This window comes from Streptosporangium sp. NPDC050284, from assembly GCF_044459525.1.
GTDB lineage: Bacteria > Actinomycetota > Actinomycetes > Streptosporangiales > Streptosporangiaceae > Streptosporangium.
This window is the reverse complement of record NZ_JBITIZ010000011.1, coordinates 24,930-45,590: the sequence shown is the minus strand read 5'-3', so window position 1 is coordinate 45,590 and position 20,661 is coordinate 24,930. Positions and strand designations below refer to the sequence as shown.

Sequence of the window (20,661 nt, the reverse complement as noted above, 5' to 3'; positions counted from 1 at the left end):
TCAGGAGGTAACCATGCACCCCAGCCAGATGCCCATCGTCGAGTTGCGCAAGGCGGCCGGCGAACTGCAGGAGAGCGGCAAACGGGTCAAGGTGCTGTGGCAGGAGAGCGAGTCGCTCGCCTTCCTCGCCCGTGGCCGCGAATACCGCAGCGAGTTCCACCTCAACCCGAGCGACGAGGTGATGTTCATGGTGCGAGGCTCCATGGACCTGCACTACCGCAAGCCGGAGGGTGGCTCGGACATCGCGGTGATCCCCGAGGGCGGGACCATTTTCACACCGACCGGCATCGCCCACTCGCCCCGGTTCGCGCCGGACGCGTTCGTGCTGGTCATCGAACGGCTGCGGCGGCCGGGCGAGCTGGACCGCTTCCGCTGGTTCTGTCCCGCCTGCGATGAGTTCCTCCACGAGGAGGCCGTCCACGTGAGCGACTACCGCACCGACCCGGTGGCAGGCGCCTACCAGCGGTTCTACGGCGACGTCGTGGCGAGGACCTGCAAATCCTGCGGCACGGTCATGCCGGACGAACGGCTGTGACGGCGATCGGCGACCTGGTGCTCGACGCGCTGCGCGCGCGTCCCGGCCACGTCGCGTTCCTGCACGGAAGCGCCGGGCTGACCTACCGCGAGGCGGAGCGGCTGGTGCTGGGCGTGGTGGACACGCTGGCCGGGGCCGGCCTGCGGCCGGGTGACACGGTGTTGCAGATCCGGCCCAACGACCCGCTGCAGTGGCTGGTGAACGCCGCCTGCTACGTGGCGGGCCATCGTTCGGCCGCGCTGTCGCCGGGGGCGCTGCGCGGCGCGGCACTGGCCGAGCGGCTGGACCTCGTCGCGCCGGACGCCGTGCTCGCCGAGCCGGGCGACCCGGATCTGGACGCGTGGTTGCGGGCACGTCCGGAAGTACGCGTGCTGACCGATCGCGACCTGACGGCCGCGGGGGAGCCCGGCATCGCCGTACGCACGCCCGCGCCCGCGAGCGCGGTGGTACGGCTGGCGTTCACCTCCGGCGCCACCGGCCCTGCCAAGGGCGTCGAGCTGTCCGGCGGTGCGCTGGGCGCGGTGGCGACCGTGCTGCGCGACACCCTTCCGTGGCCGGAACGGCCGCGCGTGCTGTGCCCGGAGTCGGTGTCCGGCGGCTTCGGCAACATGGTGCTGCCGACGCTGATGCTGGGCGGGACGTTCGTCGTCCCGGAACGTCCCGGCCCTGACGCGCTGCTGGAGGCCGCCGTCCGGCACCGTCCGACCGTGCTGATGGCGATGCCGCCCGCGCTGCGCGCGCTGCTGGCCCACCCCGGTGCCGCCGGGCACGACTGGTCGTCCCTGGAGCTGGTGGTCTACAGCGGGGCCTCGTTCACAGGCGAGGAGATCGACCGTGCGCACGCGCTGTTCGGCGAGGTGCTGTGCGGGGTGTTCGGCCAGGTCGAGGTGCCCAAGACGATCGCGTGGACCCGCCCGGCCGACCACCTGGACCCGCGCTTTCGCTCCTCGCTCGGCGTGCCGTTCCCCGGTACCGAGGTCCGCGTGTGCGGTCCCGGCGGCCGTGACCTCCCGGTGGGGCAGGCGGGGGAGCTGTGGGTACGGGGCCCGACCACCGCGCGCGCCTACGCCTTCCCTTCGGGCACGCCGGTCGAGAACGGTTGGCTGCGCACCGGCGACGTCTGCCGGCGCGACGCCCACGGCCGCCTTCACCACGTCAACCGCGTCCAGGACGTATTGCGGATCGGAGACGCCTACGTGTGCCCGGACGATCTGGAGGCCGCCGTGTCGCGACACACCGGGCATCCGGCGGCGGTCGTCCCGACCGGCCCCGGATGCGTCGCCGTTCTCGTGGAGGACGTCGCGTCGCTGGACACGGCGTCGTGGGACACGACGGAGAAGGCCGTGCGCGACGCGCTGCGCGACGCCCCCGTCGTGATCGACGCGGTCCTCCCGGTCGAGCGGCTGCTTCGCGACGTCATGGGACGGCTCGACCGCGCCCGGCTCGCCGAGGTGGCCGGATGAGCGACGTTACGCCGGTGCCCGCTCCGGTGATCGACGTGCACGCCCATGCGCTGCCGATGTCCTTGCTGACCTGGCTGTCCGGCCGTGGCCTCGCCGACCTGTCCGACCTCGCCGCGGGCGTGGTCAGGATCGACCCGCTGGTTTCCGGGATACCGAAGGACGCGCCGATCCCGCTGTCACCCGCCCAGTACGACGTCGCCGAGCGGCTGGAGGACATGCGCCGCATGGGCGTCACCCGCCAGCTCGTGTCGGTGCCGCCGTTCGTGACATGCGCCGACGTCGCCGACGAGCGGGACGTCCTCACCGTGGTCCGCCGAGGCAACGACGCGCTCGCCGACCTCCTCGCCGGGCACCGCGGGGTGCTCGACCCGCTCGGGTACGTGCCGCTCGGCACGCCGGCCGCACCGGACGAGGCCCGCCGCTGTCTGGACGAGCTGGGATGCGCGGGCATCGCCATCGGCACCCGCGGCCTCGGTGCGGAACTGGACGATCCCGTGCACGAGCCGCTGTGGGAGCTCCTCGCGGAGCGCCGGGCGTTCGTCTTCCTGCACCCCAACAGCGCCCCCGGCGGCCCGCGGCTCGCCGACTACTGGCTACCTCAGCTCGCGGGCTTCCCGATGGAAACCGCGCTCGCCGTCTCACGGCTCGTGCTCGGCGGAGTCCTGGAAAGGCACGACCTGTCGCTGTGCCTGGCACACGGCGGCGGGTGCCTGCCGTCCCTGCTCGGCAGGCTGGACCTCGGCTGGTCGCGCAAACCGGTCGCCAGGACCACGCCGCGTCCACCGAGCGACTATCTGCGCCGCCTCTACTACGACACCGCCACCTTCTCGACCCCGCTGCTGCGACGGCTCGTCGAGGACTTCGGCGTGGACCACGTGCTCGTCGGCACGGACTATCCGTTCGAACTCGCCGACACCGACCCGCTCGGTACGGTCGCGGCGCTCGGGCTCGCGCCGGGGAACGCCGCGGCCGTCCTGGCGGGGACGGCTACCGCGCTGCTGACCGGATCGGAGTGACGGTGCCGGCCTGCCCGCTCGTGTAGCCCTTGGCCAGCTCACGGGAGATCGACTTCGCCGCCAGCCGTAGCGCGGGTTCCACCGCCGCCAGTGACCGCGTACGGGTGACGGTGTGCGAGACGACGGAGAGCGCCGCCACGACCTTGCCGTCGGGCCCGTGGATGGGGGCCGCCACGGACACGGTGCCCAGCGACAGCTCCTCGGCGCACCGGGCGATGCCGGTCGCGCGGATCTCCTGGAGCGACCGCATCAGCAGGCCGGGCATGACGATGGTGTGCGGGGTGTAGCGCTTCAGCCCGGCTGTCAGCACGGCCTGCTGCAGCTCGCGCGACGCGTGGGCCAGCAGTATCTTGCCGACCCCCGTGGCGTGCAGCGGAGAGCGCCCGCCGACGCGGCTGACCACGTCGACCGAGCGGTGCCCCCACACGCGTTCGACGTAGAGGACCTCGTCGCCGTCGAGCACCGCGAGGTGGACGTTCTCCGCCGTGGTCTCGTAGAGATCATGGATGAACGGCAGCGACACGTCCCGCAGCGTGCGCGGTTGCGGGCACAGCGAGCCCAGCTCCCACATGCGCAGCCCGATCCGGTAGACGCCGTCGCGCTCCTTCTTCAACGCCCCCAGCTCGACCAGTTCGGCCGCGATACGGTGCACCGTCGAGACCGGCAGCCCGGTGACGGCGGTCAGTTCGACGAGGCGGAGCGCGGGCCGCTCCGGTGAGAAGGCGTTGAGCAGGGCGAAGACCCGGCTGGACACCGTCCGGCCAGGCTTGTGGGCGTCTCGGGGTGCGCTCATGGGGACAATCGTGGGTCGAGTCATCGCGGATCAGCCGTCCGGTGCATGGATAGTACCTCATCGTTTCGAGATCGCCGCAGGTCAAGGGCGAGTATGACGATCACGGCCGTCGCGACGGCGGTCATCGCCACCGCGAGCGCACGCGGGTCGACGGGCATGGCGGGGTCGCCGGGGGCGGACGCGCCGACCAGCCCGACCGCGAGGATCGCGCCGACGTAGCGGGCCGACTGGAACAGACCGCCGACCACGCCGGACATGCCGGTGGGCGCGCGCTCGTACATCAGCCTCTGCAACCCGAGGTTGCACAACCCGTACGGCACGCCGAGCACCACGCCGTCGACCACGACAGCCCACGCGGGCGTCGTGGTGTCGAACGTGGTGATCGCGGCGACGCCGGCCAGCAGCAGTCCGCCGCCGGCCAGCAGGGTCCGTCCGATGCCGAGCCGGCGCATGACGGGACCGCCGAGCACGGTCGCCACGACGCTGGTCGCCGCGATCGGCATGATCAACAGTCCGGTGTGTGCCGCGTCGAACCCGAGGGCGGTCTGCAACCACGGCGGCAGCCCGTAGAACGCGCCGTAGTAGGCCAGGTTGAACAGCGTGAACGTGCCGAGCACCGGCACCAGCCCGGGTGCCGCGGCGAGCGCGCGGACGTCCACGAACGGCTCGGCGGTACGCCGTTCCCAGAACAGGAACGCGGTCCCGGCGACGACCACGGTCGCCAAGCCGGGAACCGAGACCCTCGGGAGGGCGAGCATCAGATCCAGCAGGCCGATCACCGTCCCCGCGAACAGGACGACCCCCGCCGGATCGATCGCGCGGACCAGGCCTCCGCGTGCGGGCCGCCGTTCCTCGGGGCCGATCGCGCGCCAGGCGAGCACCAGCGCTCCCAGCATGACCGGCAGATTGACCCAGAAGATGGCCTGCCACCCGGCCCAGGACGTCAGCAGTCCGCCGAGCACCGGGCCGACCGCCCCCGCGGTGGTGTTGACCGTCGCGACGGTGGACAGCCGCGTCGCGTCGCCGTTCCGCCGGATGACGACCATCGCGCACGGGAACGCAGTCGACACGCCGGCGGCCTGCACGCACCGGCACAGCACGAGCAGTGGCAGCGACGTGGCCGTGGCCGCCACCGCGGAGGCGACGGCCGCCACCGCCATCCCGGCCACGAACAGCCTGCGCGGGCCGACGCGGTCCGCCACCCGGCCGAGCACCGGCTGGCAGACGCAGGCGGTCAGATAGAAGACGGTGACGACCCACGTCGTCGTGGCCAGCGGCTGGGCGAGATCGCGTTGGATGGGCGCGAGCGCCACCGCGATCATCGAGGAGTTGAGCGGGGCGAGCAGGGTGCCCGCGAGCAGCGCCGTCAGCGCCGCCGGCGTCGTCGTCGCCCCGCGGTCCGGTCGGACGGCGTTCGTCATCCCGCAGGGCCACCCGCCCGCAGCAGCAGCTTGCCCCGGACCCGGCCGTCGGCCAGTTCGCGCAGGGCACGCGGCCCCTGGTCGAGCGGGAGCACGTCGTGCACGTGGTGGCGCAGCCGACCGGCCGCGGCCCAGTCGAAGATCTGGCGCAGATTCCGCTCCTGGGTCGCCCGGTCCCGCCGGACGAACTCGCCCCAGAACACCCCGACCACCGAGGAGCCCTTGACCAGCGGGATGTTCAGCCCGACGCGTGGGATGCCGCCGGAGGCGAACCCGACCACGAGGTACCGGCCGCCCCACGCGACGGCGCGCACCGCCGCCTCCGCCACCGCACCGCCCACCGGGTCGAATACCACGTCCGCGCCCGCTCCGCCGGTCAGCTCCTTGATCGCGACTTTGGCGTCGCCGTCGCCGCCGTAGGAGAAGGTCTCGTGCGCGCCCTGTCGGCGGGCCGACTCCGCCCGCTCCGAAGTGGAGGCGCCCGCGATCACCCGGGCGCCGAGCAGGTTTCCCACGTCCACGGCGGCGGAACCGACCCCGCCCGCGGCGCCGAGCACGGCGAGCGTCTCGCCCGCGCGCAGCCCGGCCCGCTGGACGAGTGCGTGGTAGGCGGTCGAGTAGGCCACCAGAATCGCCGCGGCCTGCCGGTCGGTGACGCCGCCGGGCACCGTGGTGACCCGGTCCGCCCGGACCAGTACGGCATCGCGGGCGCACCCGTACTCCTCGTTGCCCGCCACGCGGTCGCCGGGCCGCACGGACGTGACCCCCTCGCCGACGGCCACGACCGTCCCCGCGTACTCGCTACCGGGAGAGAACGGCGGCTCCGGCCTCACCACGTGTGTGCCCGCGATGATCAGCGTGTCGTGGAAGTTCAGCCCCACGTGGCTGACCGCGACCACCACCTCGCCCGGCCCCGGGCTCGGCGTCGCCACGTCGGCCAGCTCAAGGTCCTCGGGCACACCGAGCCGGGCGCAGACCAGCGCGCGCCCGTTCACTCGCCGCCCCCGGGGGCGGACACGACGCCCGCAGACAGGAAGCAGTCCACCTCGGCGGCGGAGAACCCCGCCGCGCGCAGCACCTCCACGGTGTCCGCGCCGAGTTCCGGGGGTGCTGTGCGCAGGCCGGGCAACTCGCCGTCGTAGCGGACCGGGTGCCGCAGCACGGTCGCACGCTCCTCGCCCACCGGGAACTCGGCGAGCAGTCCCTCCGCAGCCACCTGGGGGTCGTCACGCACGTCGTCGTAGGTGGCCACCCGCTCGAACCAGAATCCGCGCGGCTCCAGCCGGGAGGCCACCTCCGCGTAGGTCATCCCGGCGAGCACCCCGGCCACCGCCGCGGTGTACTCCTCCCGCTTGGACCGCCTGGCCCCCTGGTCGTAGCCGGCCAGCGCGGGGGAGCCGAGCGTGTCGCCGAGGTCGTCCTCCGACCCGTTCAGCGCGATCACCATCGACGCGTCCAGCAGCCGGTACACGCCGTAGGGGGCGTCGATCGACCAGCACGCCGACTCGGCGGGACGACGGACGTCCGCCTCGGTCCTGCGGCCGGAGTAGTACAGCGCGAGTGACTCCGCCTGCAGGTCGAGCCCCGCGCCGAGCAGGCTCGACTCGACCCGCGTGCCCTCGCCGGTGGTCAGCCTGCGCGCGTAGGCGGCCAGCACGCCCATCGCGAGCAGTGCCGCGCCGTGCTGGTCCACGACGGGTGTGCCGGCCGCGGTGGGGTGGTCGCCGGTGACGTTCACCAGTCCGGTGCGTGCCTGCACGAGCAGATCCACCCCCGGCCGCCCGGCCATCGGACCGCGAGAGCCCCAGCCGCTGGCCGAGGCGTAGACGATGTCCGGCTTGATCGCGCGCACCGCCTCGTACCCGAGGCCGAGCCGTTCCAGGGCGCCGCCCCGATAGTTCTCCAGCAGCACGTCGGCCCGCTCGATGAGCGGTCGGAGCACGGTGAGGGCATCCGGGTGCTTGAGGTCGACGGCGATCGAGCGTTTGTTCCGGTTGACCGACAGGAACGTCACGCTGCGCCCGGCGACCCGGATCCCCGCGCTGCCGATCCTGCGCTCCCACGACCCGCCGGGCGGCTCGACCTTGACGACGTCGGCGCCGAGGTCGGCCAGATACTGCGAGGCCGCGGGCCCTTGCACGAAGTGCGAGAAACTCAGCACCCTCATCGAGTCGATCATGTACCCTCCCAGCAGCGGTTACCCGGCAGTGCGACCGTAGGAACGCACGGCTCCAGCCCCAATGTCGCGTTCCCGCTGGGTGGGAACGCCTCCATATCGAGCGGGCCTCGGTCCGGCACCATGGTCGCCATGGCAAGAGGGTTCTCTCCGATCCGTGTCCGGCTGCCGGGCCATGTGATCAACTGCGTGGTCGCGGGGCAGGGGCCGGCCGTGCTCCTCCTTCACGGGTGGCCGCAGACCGCCCACGCGTGGCGCGAGGTGGTGCCGCTGCTCGCCGACCGGTACACCGTCGTCGCCCCAGACCTGCCCGGCTTCGGGGCCGGTTCGCGACCGGACGGCGGGTACGACAAGCGCACGGTGGCGGGCACCCTGGCCCGGCTCATGGCCGCCCTCGGGCTGACCCGCTACCACCTCGTCGGCCATGACGTCGGCGGCCAGGTCGCCTACCCGCTCGCCGCGCTGCACCCGGAGTCGGTGCGCAGCCTGACGTTCGTCGAGGCGGGCATCCCCGGGCTTGGCGGGAGCCTCGCGGCGGCGAACCCGCTGACCGGCGGGTCCTGGCACTTCGGCTTCAACATGGTGCCCGACCTGCCGGAGTTCCTGCTCGCCGGCCGCGAGCGCGGCTATCTGGAGTTCATGTTCCGCCGTGACACGGTGGGCCTGTACGTGACCGGGGCGATCGACGACGCGGCCATGGACGTCTACGCGAGTGCCCTGGCCGCCCCCGGAGCGGTGCGTGCCACCATGGGCTACTACCGGGCGCTGCCGACCGACATCGCCGACAATCGGGAGCTGTGCGCCGCCGGGCCGCTGCGGGTGCCCGCGCTGGTGGTGGGCGCGCGGCAGGGCGTCGGGCTCGGCTGGCTGGACACCGTCCAGGAGGCCGTCGCGGATGTGTCGGCCCACTGGGTGGAAGAGTGTGGGCACTATGTGCCGGAGGAGCGCCCCGCCGAACTGACGCGGCTGCTGACGGAGATGTGGCGGGAGGTCGAGTCGCGTGAACGAAAAGAGTGACGTGGTGCTGATCCACGGGGCCTGGCACGGGGCCGGGCACCTGGTGGCCCTCGCCGGGGCGCTGACCGCCACGGGCCGCCGCGTCCTGGCGCTCGACCTGGTGGGCCACGGCACCCGGGCCCGCTTCCCGGCGAGCTACCTCAGCGGAGACGTCGCCGCGCTGCCTACGGAGGTGTCCCCGCTCGCGGACCTGAGCCTCGACGACGTGGCCGCGGACGTGGTGGACAGGTTGCGCGGGTTCGCCGCCCCGCCGATCGTCGCCGCGCACAGCATGGGCGGGACGGTCGCCACCCGGGTCGCCGAACTCGCCCCCGAGCTGGTGGCCGGCCTGGTGTACGTCACCGCGTTCGTCCCCACCTCGCTGGGTCCTGCGGGCGCGTACCTGGCACTGCCGGAGGCGCGGAGCGCGCTCGGCGGCGGGCTCTACCTGGGCGATCCCGCGGTCGTCGGCGCGGTGCGAATCGACCCGCGCAGCACCGACCCCGCCTATCAGGACGAACTGTACGCGGCCTACTTCAGCGACCTCGACCGCCCCGGCTTCCAGGCCATGGCCGCCCTCCTCACCCCCGACCAGCCGATGGCGTTCCTCACCACCCCGACCGGGGCCACGGCCGAGCGCTGGGGGACCGTGCCCCGGACCTACGTTCGCACCACCCGCGACCGCGCGCTGCCCGTCGCGCTCCAGGACGTGATGATCCGGCACGCCGACGAGCTGGCCCCCGCGACCGAGTTCGTCCAGGTGACCCTCGACGCGGGGCACGCGGTCTTCGCCGGCGCCCCGGCCGAGGTGGCGGACATCATCCACCACGCCCCGGTACGACGGTGACGACCATGCCCGTCACGCCGGACGGCGGCCCACCGGTGGCCCGCCCGGGATGGCGGCCAGCAGTTCGCGGGTGAACGGCGCCTCGGGGGCGGCGAGCACATCGGCCGCCGGGCCGGACTCGATGATCCTGCCGTCCCGCATCTCGACGGTCAGTCGTTCGAGGAGCACCTGCGCCACGAAAGCCGACGACGGCACCGCCAGCGTCACGGCGGGCAACACCAGACCGGCGAGCCCGTCCTCGCCTCGGGCGGGGAACAGCGGCACGTCGTCCTGAAGCCCTTGGACGAAGTACGCGGTGTCCTGCTCGACCAGCGTCCCCTCGCGCAGGCCGAGCAGGTACGCCGGGCCGAGAAGTTCACCGTCGAGGGCCACCGGCGGCAGGACCACCGCGCCGCCGTACTGGAACCCGTAGGCCCCCTCGGCGTGCCCGCCCGTCAGGGCCTCGGCGGCGAATCGCACGATCGCCGCGTGGGCGATCCGCCGGGTCATCACCTGGACGACGAACCAATCACGGGCGTCCTGGAGCCTGGTCAGACCATCGGCGTCGGCGAGTACCCGCACCCGCGACGGGTCGGTGAACGGGATGAGGGCGTCCCGCAGCAGCACGAGCTGCCACAGCCACTCGTTGTAGAGGTTACGTGCGGCGTGCAGGCCGGGACCGGCGATGAGCCGTTCGACCACCGGTGGAATCCAGGCATACCCCACGCAACTGCTGTGGATGTCCGACGGGCCGGGCGCTTCCGTGCCGGGCACGGTTCTCACCAGGTCCAGGACCACCTCGGACACCGCGATGGCGTTCTCCCGCAGCTCGCCCCGCACGTCCCGGTCGGCGAGCCCGGCGTCCAGCCGCAGCGTCCCATAGGGGCCGGACGTGCTCAGGGTGGCCTGGAGCCCGGCGACGAAGTCGGCCTTGGTGGCCTCGCCGCCGCCCGCGGCGGCGACCGCCGACTCCAGCAGCGTGCTCGCGGCGGCGACGAAGGTCGCGGGATCCACCGCACGGCCTCCGGCGAAGTCGTTCCATGTCATGCGCCTACCTCCGCGTCCTGGAAGATCGGCCGCCCCGACGCGTCGAGGCGGATCCCTGTCACCCGTTCCGCGAGCCCCACCGACGACGCCTGCTCGAAGAGCAGGATGCCGTGGCCGCCGGAAAGGATCGCCTTCGCCGCGGCCTCCACGGCGTCGGCGCGCCTTTCGGCGTCCGCGGTCGCGCAGGCGGTGAGAAGTACGGCGCAGCACGCGAGTACGGAGGGCAATCGAAGCACGGGCACCAGTCTGCGAGCCCGCAGCCGAGATCCCGGGGTCCCCGTTCTCACTCTGTGGAAAGCGGCGGGGTTTTCGCTCGGCGGAACCTATCCGTGGCACCCCGGCGGGAGGGTGCCACAGCCGGGATGCCGGCTACTTCAGTTCGACCTTCACCCCGTCGGAGAACACCGAGTCGTGCAGCTCCACGTATACCGGTTTCACGGACTTCGCCAGGTCGAACAGCACGATGCCTTTCACGCTGTTGCCGGGGTTGATGTCCTCGTACAAGGACTTGGAGTCCTCAAGGTAGATCGCGGCGCCGTCGTCGGCCTCGAACTCCCGGCCACGGTCGTCGTACAGCTTCTGCGCGCCCCCCGTGAACGCCTGCGCCTCGTCGCCGATGTTCTTCACCGTCACGTGGACCAGCAGGAACTCGCCCTGGGCCTTCTTGTTGAGGAACTCACCACCGATCGTGGTCCTCTTCTCGGTCTTTGTGATCTTGAAAGCGAACTTCCCGTCCTTCACGAGGTCGCCGATCCCGGGGGGCGTATCCTGCCGTGCCCCGCCGGCGGCGCCGGGCTTCTCCGGGGTTGCGCTCGTCGTGCCCGCCTGATCGCTGCCGGCGCCGACCAGGAGGGCGACGCACCCGACCGGTAGGAGCAGGAGGGCGCCGATGATGAGCAACCACTTCAGGGCGCCGCCCTTTTTCTTCGGCGGCGGGCCGGGATGGTGGTGCGGCGAGTACCCGGGTGAGGGGTGATGGCCGGGATGGGTCTGGTGGTGCGCCCCGGACTCCGGTGGGTGGGACATGTGACTCTCCGTCTCGGTCTGTGATGTATCGGTGACATCAGGAGACGTGCCTGAGACGGGTGGGGAGGGCGTTACAGACGCGTTGGGCATGGGCCGGATGAGGACAGGTGCACTCGACAACCGGCTTCCCGCGAGGTGCGACGAACGAGCCCGTGCCGGGCGTCATGATGATCGGCTCGTCCTCGCGCAGCTGTGCGGTCACCTTGCGGATCGTGATGCGGGCGACGTCGAACCCGGCGTCCAATCGGTTCGCGTCGCTTGTCGCCGAAGCCTGAAAACCATGATCCGCGGACCGGAGGTATTCGGAGCAGGATCAGGAACCCGTTTCGGGGGCAAAAACGAAAAAGCCCTGAGTCTCCGACTTTCTGAGACTCAGGGTTTCCCTGGTGTCCGAGGGGGGACTTGAACCGTTCGCCCATCTCCTGAGCAGCACCGACGCTCCGTGGCTGGACCTCTCATGCCCGGAATAGGCACGCGGAGAGGGGGCGGTGCCCACGCCCGCCTCAACGAGATCGGGTCCTACCTCGCGGCACACGCTCATGCCGGGGAAGCTCGGCAACCGCCAGTTCAGGATCCTCAGCAGACGATCTCAACTGCGCTCAGGGCAGCGGTGGTAAGGGGGCAGGAGCTCGGTGATCGCAGCATCGAACCCCTTCCTGCATCCCGGCAACCTGATCAACCCGGAAGCCGGGCCGTGCGCCACCCCTCGACACCAGAAATTGCCGGGGAGGTGGTTCCGATCGAAGGGGCTTGGGTCGAGCGTACTCGGCGAGATCGGGTTGGGGACCGGGTCATTCTCGGCTGTGCGGTGGCTGTCCTGCTGGGGGTCGCCGGCGCGGCTGCCTACGTCTCGTACCACCACTTCTACGGTCTGGCGATCGCTTTGGGTGAGCGACACGACATGGCCATTCTGTATCCGGCGATGTCCGACGGTGTGATCGTCATGGCGTCGCTGGTGATGGTCTACTGCTCGCGTCGTCGGCTACGTGTGCCGGTGCTGGCATGGGTGGCGCTCGCATTGGGCGGGGCGGTGACACTGGCGGCGAACGTGGCGCACGGCTGGTCCGGCGGACTCGGATCGCGCCTGGTCAGCGCTCTGGCACCGCTGGCCTTCGCGGGAGCGTACGAACTGCTCATGTGGATCGTCCGGAACACCCGGCAACCGTCCACCGAGACGCCGGCCAAGGACCACGTGTGCCAGCCCGTTGAGACTCTCGTTGAGGTGGAACGTGTGCTGCCGGTGCTGCCCACCGACCGGTACGAGGCGGCGCGGCTCACCTATATCGAGAGCCTCAGTGAGGGCAATCAGCGGGTCGGCCGACGCCCGCTGATGAGCCGATGGGGACTGGAACAGCGTGAGGCCGAGGAGATCATCGCCGAGGTGGAGAAGGAGCGGGCCCACGCCATCGCCGAGGTGGCCGATTCAGAGAGTGTCGTGCCGCCGCCGGGAGGCCTCCGTTCAACTGGCACGAGCGAGGCCTGTGGCGCGTAGTAAAGGACATCGGTAACGGGGTGGTCAGGCCGTCCTCCAGTCGTAAAGCTCGGCCATCGGGCGGCCTCCCATTCTGAAACGATCAAGGTTCAGGGCCGCAATAAATCATTCCCATACTGCGCATTAATAAGCAGCCGCCGAGCAATCAGTCATTACCGGCCCGCCTTTGTCGAAACGAGATCGTGTGATCTGGCTGTTTCATCTGCAGTCTGGACTGCCGAAGCCGCAGGCAAGTCCTCCGAATGTGACTTGTTTGGCAGTCGGGCTATCGCAGCCTATTCGTCGGCAGCATCGTCTTCCTGCTCCTCGGGCGGTGCTGACCGTCGGTATTGGGGATGGTCGAGATCCATCTGTTTCGCTGCATGCAAAGGAACGGGATAGCGGGAACGGTCAGACCAAGCGATGGTCTGGTGGCACAGACGTGCGGTCGTCCGAGCAAGCATCGCCTTGTCGACGCCCTTGCCGATACCAACAGGGTAGATCTCGGTTGCCGTGATGGCATACCACGGGGTTTTGAGCTGGTTAGCCTCCCGTTCCCCGACGTCGCCGGCCCGGCCCGGATCTGCGTCCCAGCGTGTGAAGGTCCTGCCCAAGTCTCCGCCCTTTGCCTGGTAGTTGCGCGGAATGTTGAAGAGGACCCAGAAGGGGTCTCCGAAGTCCACCTCGGCGCGGTGCAGCTTGGCCGATGTGAAATCGATCGAATCCGGCTCGGTGTCCGATTCGCTCTCACGAGCAACAGGAACGTACTGAGGCACCTCTTCGGGTTTGACGTTCATCCGGATGACAGCGCTCGGCTTCTTGCGCGGTGCGTTTTTGCCCTTGCCATGCCCTGGCAGCCAGGTGCGCGGATCGGTGATGTTGTCTTCGTTGTAGCTCTGGTTCTCGTTGTGCAGGCCCGTCCACATTCGACGGCAGGCAAGCCCGTCGACCATGACGACGTAGCTCATGTCGGGTTCCAATTCGTCTCGGACGAGACTGGCGAGCGCGTCTTCGACGTGGGCCGCTGCCTCTGCCCAGCGTTCCTTGTCCGTCTTGGCCTTTCCATCAACATGAAGTGCGTAGTCACTGGCGTGGAAAGCGTTGATCGCCTGTCGGTAAGGCAGCCATGAACCCGTTAGTGGCGTCCACGCTCGCATTGTCCAGACACCGCCCTCCTCTTCAGGAGGGAACAGGGCAGTGGCGATGACAATTCGCTTGGTCTGTTTGTCGTCGACTGTCTTTGCCTGTCGGCGCACGTGGATACCGCAGTAGACGATACTTCCGGCCTCTTTCCCCTTCTTGTCCTTGGCGATGGCTCGCGCTAGGCGCTGGTCGATGATGCCAAGCGAGCGATACAGATCCATTAGCGCCATGTAAGCGGCGTGATCTTTCCCCAGCATCGGCGGGCTGATCTCTGTGCTGGGATTTCCGAACGCCCCCTGCTTCATCCCTTTCGTGAACTGGCAGACGAAGTCCTTTTTGGCCAGAAGGCGGCGGACTTGGAATTTTCCGTCATACCGCTCCTTGCGGAGTAAGTAGGCGTTCCGCTTTTCTCCTTCTCTTCTCTTCACAAGCGGGATCTCGGTCTCGCACCAGGCAGCGACTATCACGTTCGAGTCGCCACCAGCGAAGTCGCCTTCGAAGGATCTGAACTCCTCGACCCGGTTGATGTCGTCGCCGTGTGACAGGAAGCGCTCAGCCTTGCGGAATACCACGCTGATGCCGGGAACGAGGAGAACCTCCTCGCCTGACTGCGGATCACCGATTGACGGGCTGTCAGGGAAGGCCAGGGACAGCGCATTGATCATGCGCAGGCGGGTGCTGTGGCGATACCAGAGGCATACGATCCGCAGATGATCGAAGCCTTGAGCATTGACGGAAGCGGCTATCTCCTCGGGTGAGGGAAAGCCGATGGTGTGAAGGAGTTCACCGGCTTCGATCCGTTGAGCCCGTTCCTGAGGAGACATCTTCTGTTTGTCTGTGGGGCGCGGCTCAAAGATCATCGGTTCCACCGCAAAGCTCACCCAGCTGGTTTTCTCGCCGAGCACCTTGGTGACATGCTCGGCTAGAAGCCGCAGGTGAAGGGTTCCTGGTCCCGTGCCCACGGCGAAGTTGTCGTTCTTCGGCATGAGGGGGCGGATAATCCCAGCGTCGGGAGTGATGAACGACGGGAATTCCCCATTGGCGGCGGCCTTCTCGAGCACAGTCCGTTCTTGCGTGACGCGTGCCTGAAGTTCTTGCAAAAGACTGACGTCCATCTTGTCACGCGCGAGCAACTCCAGCGCCCGATGGTTGACTTCTCGGACGCTACCGCTGCGCACCAGTTCGGTGTAGAGGATCGGAAGACCGTCGCTGCCCTGGTAGATGTTCGTCGACTTGGCGAAGACCATGTTGCTGTGAACGCGGGTTACGTGCGCGTCCAGGAAGATGACGGGGTCGACGATGTTGGGCACGGTCTTCATGACCACCGAGAATCTGGACATCGCGTACTGGGCCGCGGTGGCGTCGTTTACCACGGTCCCGTCGTCACGAATGTTGTACTTGCGCCCGAAAGGGTGGTTCCACGCGATTAACCCACCATTGCTGTCGGGGAGGTACGTGACCTCCCGTTTGTTCGGGTTGGCCTTCCAGCCCATCGTACGGTTCTTGAAGATTTGCTGGCCGTCAGCGTCCAATTTGAGAGAGCCGTCCGTCTCCTTGGCAGGAACCTGCTTAGTGATCGGGACGAGGTCATAGATGGTGAACTTCTGCTCAGCGAGCTTCTTGGAGACCACCCAAGGCACAGCCACGTACATCCAGTCAGGGCACTTAGGCTGCCTGCCATGCATCGGTTTGAGAGACCGTGCCATATCGAACTCCACCTCAGGCGTGCTCGCGATGGCATCGGCCACCGGCGGGACGTCTAGGAGGATGGCCTGATCGGTGGATAGCCCCTTGTTGTAGCCGACGATGCACCGGAAAACATGGCGCAGGGTGTCGTCGTCGATCTTCTCCAGCGAGACCAGGAAGTCGAGGCCCCGGTCGAGGTGGACGTAACCGCCGGTTTTGATCTTCAGATAAGTGATGGCGGTTGAGTAAGGCAGGTTCCTCTTCTCATCGTCCCCGTCCCCTCTTAGCTTCTCCCATTCGTCACGCACGCTCCGCGAGAAGTTGCGTACGTACACCTTCTGACCCTGAACGAGTTCGGGGGTACAGCGCAAGGTGAGGGCCCGCGGAAGGGCAGCAGTGCTGTCGCTCAATGCTGTGACTCTTTCAGGATAAAGCGCTGGGCTATGCGGAAAGGGTGAGGTCAACGCCCGCGTAGGTTAGGAAGGCATTGACCGCTTCGCCGTACAGTTCGGCCATCTGCCGGCGTTCTTCCGGCAGCCACCGTGAGGCCATGCGTTCGATGATGCTGGCCAGGTCGGAACTCCAGGTCTCATCGTGGAAGGCATAGTCCACAAAGTGCAGTTCCATATTGGTGCCGCCGCGTCGGGCTCGGCCAGCGAGTTGGATGAGGGACACCAGCATTCCGGCGACCATTTGCTCTTGAAGGATGAGGTCCATGGTCGACAGCTGCGGAGAGGAACGCATGATGGTGGCCAGGTGATCTCGTGCTGCAGTACGGGCCGTTTGTAGAACCTCAGTTGGATCTGCGGCGCCTGACGTGGGTAGTGAGTTGATACCCGCTGCGTTGACGCTGCCGTACATCCAAGCAGGATCATCGATGATCAGCGGGGGCCTCACACACAAATAGATGGAGTGGATTGCTGAACGAAGATTGACGACGATGTTAAGTCCTCTGGCGATGTTAGCCAGTGGAGCAATCAAGATGTCGCCGAATTGGGGAAATTCCTCGACCTCTTCGACCGTGATGCGGCGGACCAGCGACGGGTCGGGGAGATAACGGACGTTGCTGAGACGGTCTTCCTCCCGGACGAGGACGCACACCTTGTGAGAGAGCCCTTTCGCCTTGGCGAGGCCGGTGGCGATGTGGCCGCACTGCTCGTAGCTGTTGGCTGTAAGGATCACTCGTGCACGATCTTCATCGGTCTTGGCCAGGCGTGCGAGTTTCTTGGACAATTTCGTCTCGTACAGGCGCTCGCCGATTTCTCGCAAGGCTTCGGGTTTGTCCGAAGGAAACCGGCCAGCGATCGGGATGCGTTCCCCAGCCTTTCTGTGGCCATCCCCATAGGTGACAGCTGAGGACTCGACCAAGATCGATTCCTCTTGGGCGTCGGTCATCCACCACATGACGGGCGCGTGGACGTGTTCCTTGACCGCCTGCGGGAAGTAGGCGGTGGCGGAAAGGCCGAAGATAGGCCGCTCCACGCCGGCAGTGATCAGAGAGACCAGTCCACCGAGCTCTGATACATAGGTGTGCGGGTCGCCAGCCATATGCTGCGTGGAAAGCTTGGCGTCCTTTTCCGGGTTTTTCATGCCGGTGACCCGATATCCGTTGATCGGCCTGCCGATCATTCCATGCGGTAGGACGTCGGCGATGCCGCCAGACTGCATGGTATTGATGATGCGGTTGGCGGAAAGTAGGCCGGAGTGGCGCAGAGACTGGGCGGTGTCGCGCAGCCGAGCAAGAGACCAGTCCAGTTCGCTCATCAAGGTGCGGATGAGGAGGTGGTCGATGGCCCGGCTGCGTGCACGGCCGTCACTGATCATCGGTGCGAGTGCCTCGTGCAGCCTGAGTTTGAGTTCGTCGCGCTGGTTGATGCCGCGTGGTGACACGGCTGTCTCGAGGATGCGCCCGACGCGCTCCCATTCGGGGTCCAGAAGCATGGGGGTGGGAGCCGCCTCGTCGTCTGCACCGAAGTCGGGGGCCGGGACGAGAGCGTTGAGCCGATCGATAGCCTCGCGCGGAAGCGGTTCTCCGTCGCTCACCTGATGTTCGGGGAAGAGCAGGCGTATGAGTTCGCGGTCCTTGGCGCGAGCCAGGCGCCATCCTTCGTAGTCATATTCGTGACGCAGCCTCGCGACTTTAGAGTCGTCGCGGTGGTTGAGCCGGAATACTTTGGTGCACAGTCCGGTCAGCAGTGACTCGGCCATGAGCCGGACGTGGCTGACCGGTTCGATGAGCTGGTCCTCGTATCGCAGGGGAAGATGCTTGGCCGCAGTGTCGAGAATTTGCGGTTCCGCGGTCCACGGGCGTCGGGAGTGCAGGTCGACTGTGGTGGCGCACCGATCTACGGCGACGGACTGGAAGGCGTCGATCTCGTCGATGATGACAAAGTCACTGACGCGGAGCACGAACTCGCGGACGGTGACAGAACGGACCGGGCGTCCATCGATTTGGATGCCCACCCTCATGGTGCCTTGGATGAAGTTATGGTGATTCGTGACGATCACTGTGGCATCGGCGGCCTGGTAGGCGGGCGTGAACTTGCCGCAGGTCGGGATCCAGGGGCAGGCCAATATCTGTCCGCCGCTGTGGAGGCCGAGGCAGTTCTCCTTGCCGGGACGGTAGATGCCGGCGGATTCGAGCCAGTGCTGCTGTGCGCATCCGTAGGCGAGGTGATCGACGTCACGGTGCCCTCGCTTGCCCCATTCCCCGGGAGCCTCAGGGTTTTCCTTGACCAAAGACGCATGCTTGAGGGCCCGCTCGTACCGCGAGGACGGCGACATCAGTGGGGCGCACGTCGCGAGATGGTTGGTCTTGGCTTCCCTGTGCAGGATCTCGAGGTCGCGGTTGATATCCCAGGCTGAGGCGAGCGTGGCTTTGACGTCGGGGACGAGGAGAGTGACGCGGTAGTCGTTAAGCGCGGCCCAGGAGCCCAAGAGGCGAACCAGTACAGACTTACCGGTTCCCGTGGGTGCATGGAAGATCTGTGTTCGGCCAGTCAGGAGGTCCAGCATGTTGACGTTGTCTGTATCGCGAGCCTTGAGCCGGTCGAGCAGCCCCGTCAGCACCTCGTACAACCAGGGGCCTGTTTTCGTGCCGTTGTACTGGGTGTCCAGGAGTTGTGCGATGTCCTTGAGCTCCTGAACGGGCACTGGGACCGAATCCAAGCCAGGCCGGGTAGTGATGGCGGGAAGTGAGTCGTGGCCCAGCGGCTGGGTGAAAGCGGGAAAGCGGGGGATGGTGACGCGCCCGTGAACGACCTCGTGGCCTTCGGTGCGTTCGCTCGTCTCGTATGTCTTGCCCGGCGCTGCGAAGTCGTGGGGCTTGCGCCGGCTGCTGGGTCGACGGAAGGGAGCGAGAAGGCGGTTGGCATAGCCGCGGTAGTCCGCTCCCAGATGGGGATGGGCCGCTGTCGCGGTGAGCGGATCCCCGACCAGGGTGAACAGGTTGAGGGGGATCTCCTCATCCTCGTGCTCGGAGTCCAGGGCTCCCAGGAGAATCCGCGCGGCGGTGGCGAAACGGTTTTCGTCGACGAGGTCGGGGTTGCTGAGGTTCATCACCTCCGCTACGAGCAGCCGTTCCTCATTGCTCAGCTCGTTCCATCGCTCCCACGCCTGTGGCTTGCAGCTGGCGAAGAAAGCCGCATGGCGGAAGGAGGCCACAGGCTTGCCGTTGTCGTCCTGCTCTGGGAAGTATTCGGCGGCGAGGGTCAGCGCGGCATAGATGAAAGCGTCCTTGGCGGTCATCTGACTCATGCCCACTCCACCCCGGCGCTCCGGCAGACCATCTGGGCAAAGTCGGTCATGGTCGCGACCTTCATTCTGTACTTGTCGCAGGTCACAGTGAGAAGAGGGATCTGGTCGGCCCGGTGGTCGGGAATGACGAGCCATTCGGCGCCGCCCTTGTCGCCTTCATTGCGATGCAGGCTCTGCGCCAGGACACGGCCGTGGGTGTAGTCCTTCACATCCACGGTGAAGACGTGAGTGCTCCCCTCGGGGCCTTTGACCTCGATGCGATGGTCGTACGCATCGCTCATCGGCCAAAGCCTGACGGCCTCGTTCACATCTGCCTGATTGGCGGCCAGCCGCTCACGCAGGACGGAGTGCAAACGCAACTCGTGCAGGCCCGGCACACAGGTGTAACGCCACACTCCGCGTTTGAGGGCCAGATGTCCCTCCACTGGCTTCGCCTCCGGCACGGCACCGACAGCGCCGAGCGCGAGTGCCGCCTCGCGCGGAGCGGGAGTGTCGGGGCTGTCAGAGTGCAGTTGTGGCGCATCTCCGGATGTCGGCCGGAACATGAAACTGGCACCGATCTCGGCGTGACGGGCGTAGAGACAACCGACGCGATAGTACTCGCGGCCCGCGCTCATCCGCTTGCTGATCTTCATGGGCCACTTGCACACCGTGCAGGGAAACCACCAGGTGCGATAGATGGCGTGGTAGGGGATCGCCTCGTAGTAGGCGATCGCGTTGAGAGGTAGGCCGCGCCCGTTCAGCTCAGCGACCGTGCCGGCAGGACATTCCACCAGTGTGGAACGGTCCTTGACGTACTGGGTGTCGCCGCGGCCTTTGAGTATCTCGTACATCTGATCCTGATCGATCTCGTCCTGGAGCTGCTCCTCTGTGAATCGCATCCGGCCGGTCCTCTGAAGCCGCTTCAAGATCCGGTGCAGCTGAGAGATCTCCCACTGCAGGTCGAAGGCGTCGGCGGTGACGCAACCCTCGGCATCGACAACAGGGAAATCGAGATCGTCGAAGCCGGAGCGGTCCAGCCACGGAGGGAGCAGGCCGTCGATCGGACCGCGCAGTCTTTCGCGGAACTCACCGAACGATAACGGCACTCCAGGGCCGTACGCGGCGAGTAGGTCGCCGTGATACTGCATCAGCTTTTCGGCCCGGCGCCTCGGGTTCAGGCCCGGGGTCGCGATCGTCTCGCAGGCTTTGATAAAGGTGAAGTTGATTAAGCGGAACGCCTCGAAATGAGAGAACGTCAGGCCGTCATCGTCGGCATGGGTCGTCACCAGAGACACCGTAGGGCACGGGGCCGACAAAAACCGGA

17 protein-coding genes are annotated in these 20,661 nt (G+C 67.7%); 7 read left to right on the top strand and 10 right to left on the bottom strand.

Features of this window, described 5'->3' with window-relative positions; translation table 11 throughout:
- Nucleotides 1-13: 13 nt before the first annotated feature.
- The 3 genes from ACIBH4_RS24915 to ACIBH4_RS24905 are packed head-to-tail and all read left to right on the top strand — an operon-like array spanning nt 14 to nt 3,014.
- Entirely contained in the window at nt 14-535 is a 522-nt protein-coding gene (locus ACIBH4_RS24915; RefSeq protein ID WP_362517433.1) for a hypothetical protein, read from the top strand.
- Entirely contained in the window at nt 532-1,998 is a 1,467-nt protein-coding gene (locus ACIBH4_RS24910; RefSeq protein WP_362517429.1) for an AMP-binding protein, read from the top strand. Before ACIBH4_RS24915 ends, ACIBH4_RS24910 begins: the two co-directional genes overlap by 4 nt.
- Nucleotides 1,995-3,014 carry an amidohydrolase family protein gene (locus tag ACIBH4_RS24905; RefSeq protein ID WP_362517426.1) on the top strand — a complete coding sequence of 340 codons (1,020 nt, stop codon included), beginning with the start codon at nt 1,995-1,997 and terminating at the stop codon, nt 3,012-3,014. Before ACIBH4_RS24910 ends, ACIBH4_RS24905 begins: the two co-directional genes overlap by 4 nt.
- On the opposite strand, the gene ACIBH4_RS24900 is transcribed toward ACIBH4_RS24905, so the two are convergent.
- The 4 genes from ACIBH4_RS24900 to ACIBH4_RS24885 are packed head-to-tail and all read right to left on the bottom strand — an operon-like array spanning nt 2,986 to nt 7,407.
- Nucleotides 2,986-3,807 carry an IclR family transcriptional regulator gene (locus tag ACIBH4_RS24900; RefSeq protein WP_362517423.1) on the bottom strand — a complete coding sequence of 274 codons (822 nt, stop codon included), beginning with the start codon at nt 3,805-3,807 and terminating at the stop codon, nt 2,986-2,988. The two genes, ACIBH4_RS24905 and ACIBH4_RS24900, sit on opposite strands and share 29 nt — an antisense overlap.
- A 20-nt stretch (nt 3,808-3,827) precedes the next feature.
- On the bottom strand, nt 3,828-5,228 hold the full coding sequence (locus ACIBH4_RS24895) for an MFS transporter (RefSeq protein WP_362517420.1): 1,401 nt from the start codon (nt 5,226-5,228) through the stop codon (nt 3,828-3,830).
- Complete coding sequence (locus ACIBH4_RS24890) at nt 5,225-6,223, bottom strand: NADPH:quinone oxidoreductase family protein (RefSeq protein WP_362517417.1); 999 nt, start codon at nt 6,221-6,223, stop codon at nt 5,225-5,227. The genes ACIBH4_RS24895 and ACIBH4_RS24890 overlap by 4 nt, the downstream gene beginning before the upstream one ends.
- Complete coding sequence (locus ACIBH4_RS24885) at nt 6,220-7,407, bottom strand: CoA transferase (RefSeq protein WP_362517414.1); 1,188 nt, start codon at nt 7,405-7,407, stop codon at nt 6,220-6,222. Before ACIBH4_RS24885 ends, ACIBH4_RS24890 begins: the two co-directional genes overlap by 4 nt.
- Before the next feature lie 129 nt (nt 7,408-7,536).
- Between ACIBH4_RS24885 and ACIBH4_RS24880 the strand changes: the two genes are divergently transcribed.
- Together ACIBH4_RS24880 and ACIBH4_RS24875 are read left to right on the top strand one after the other, a co-directional pair.
- Nucleotides 7,537-8,421: an alpha/beta fold hydrolase gene (locus ACIBH4_RS24880; RefSeq protein ID WP_362517411.1), complete on the top strand. Its 885-nt coding sequence runs from the start codon at nt 7,537-7,539 to the stop codon at nt 8,419-8,421.
- Nucleotides 8,405-9,247: an alpha/beta hydrolase gene (locus ACIBH4_RS24875; protein ID WP_362517407.1), complete on the top strand. Its 843-nt coding sequence runs from the start codon at nt 8,405-8,407 to the stop codon at nt 9,245-9,247. Before ACIBH4_RS24880 ends, ACIBH4_RS24875 begins: the two co-directional genes overlap by 17 nt.
- A gap of 12 nt (nt 9,248-9,259) precedes the next feature.
- Here ACIBH4_RS24875 and ACIBH4_RS24870 read toward each other — a convergent pair whose 3' ends face one another.
- The 3 genes from ACIBH4_RS24870 to ACIBH4_RS24860 all read right to left on the bottom strand — a co-directional run bounded on the left by ACIBH4_RS24870 (nt 9,260) and on the right by ACIBH4_RS24860 (nt 11,299).
- A complete protein-coding gene (locus ACIBH4_RS24870) occupies nt 9,260-10,273 on the bottom strand; it encodes a hypothetical protein (protein ID WP_362517404.1) in 1,014 nt (337 codons plus the stop codon).
- On the bottom strand, nt 10,270-10,509 hold the full coding sequence (locus ACIBH4_RS24865) for a hypothetical protein (RefSeq protein ID WP_362517401.1): 240 nt from the start codon (nt 10,507-10,509) through the stop codon (nt 10,270-10,272). The genes ACIBH4_RS24870 and ACIBH4_RS24865 overlap by 4 nt, the downstream gene beginning before the upstream one ends.
- A 133-nt stretch (nt 10,510-10,642) precedes the next feature.
- Nucleotides 10,643-11,299, bottom strand: coding sequence for a DUF4352 domain-containing protein (locus ACIBH4_RS24860; protein ID WP_362517398.1), 657 nt, complete (start codon nt 11,297-11,299; stop codon nt 10,643-10,645).
- A gap of 107 nt (nt 11,300-11,406) precedes the next feature.
- Here ACIBH4_RS24860 and ACIBH4_RS24855 point away from each other — a divergent pair, with 107 nt between their 5' ends.
- Nucleotides 11,407-11,574, top strand: coding sequence for a hypothetical protein (locus tag ACIBH4_RS24855; RefSeq protein WP_362517395.1), 168 nt, complete (start codon nt 11,407-11,409; stop codon nt 11,572-11,574).
- Between the two features lie 533 nt (nt 11,575-12,107).
- A complete protein-coding gene (locus tag ACIBH4_RS24850) occupies nt 12,108-12,791 on the top strand; it encodes a DUF2637 domain-containing protein (RefSeq protein WP_362517393.1) in 684 nt (227 codons plus the stop codon).
- A gap of 275 nt (nt 12,792-13,066) precedes the next feature.
- Here the strand turns inward: ACIBH4_RS24850 and ACIBH4_RS24845 are convergent, their stop codons facing one another.
- The 3 genes from ACIBH4_RS24845 to ACIBH4_RS24835 are packed head-to-tail and all read right to left on the bottom strand — an operon-like array spanning nt 13,067 to nt 20,623.
- Complete coding sequence (locus ACIBH4_RS24845) at nt 13,067-16,009, bottom strand: RNaseH domain-containing protein (protein ID WP_362517390.1); 2,943 nt, start codon at nt 16,007-16,009, stop codon at nt 13,067-13,069.
- Between the two features lie 31 nt (nt 16,010-16,040).
- Nucleotides 16,041-19,355 (bottom strand): hypothetical protein, encoded by a 3,315-nt coding sequence (locus tag ACIBH4_RS24840; RefSeq protein ID WP_362517387.1) that lies wholly within the window; start codon nt 19,353-19,355, stop codon nt 16,041-16,043.
- Nucleotides 19,352-20,623, bottom strand: coding sequence for a hypothetical protein (locus tag ACIBH4_RS24835; protein WP_362517384.1), 1,272 nt, complete (start codon nt 20,621-20,623; stop codon nt 19,352-19,354). Before ACIBH4_RS24835 ends, ACIBH4_RS24840 begins: the two co-directional genes overlap by 4 nt.
- Nucleotides 20,624-20,661: the final 38 nt, after the last annotated feature.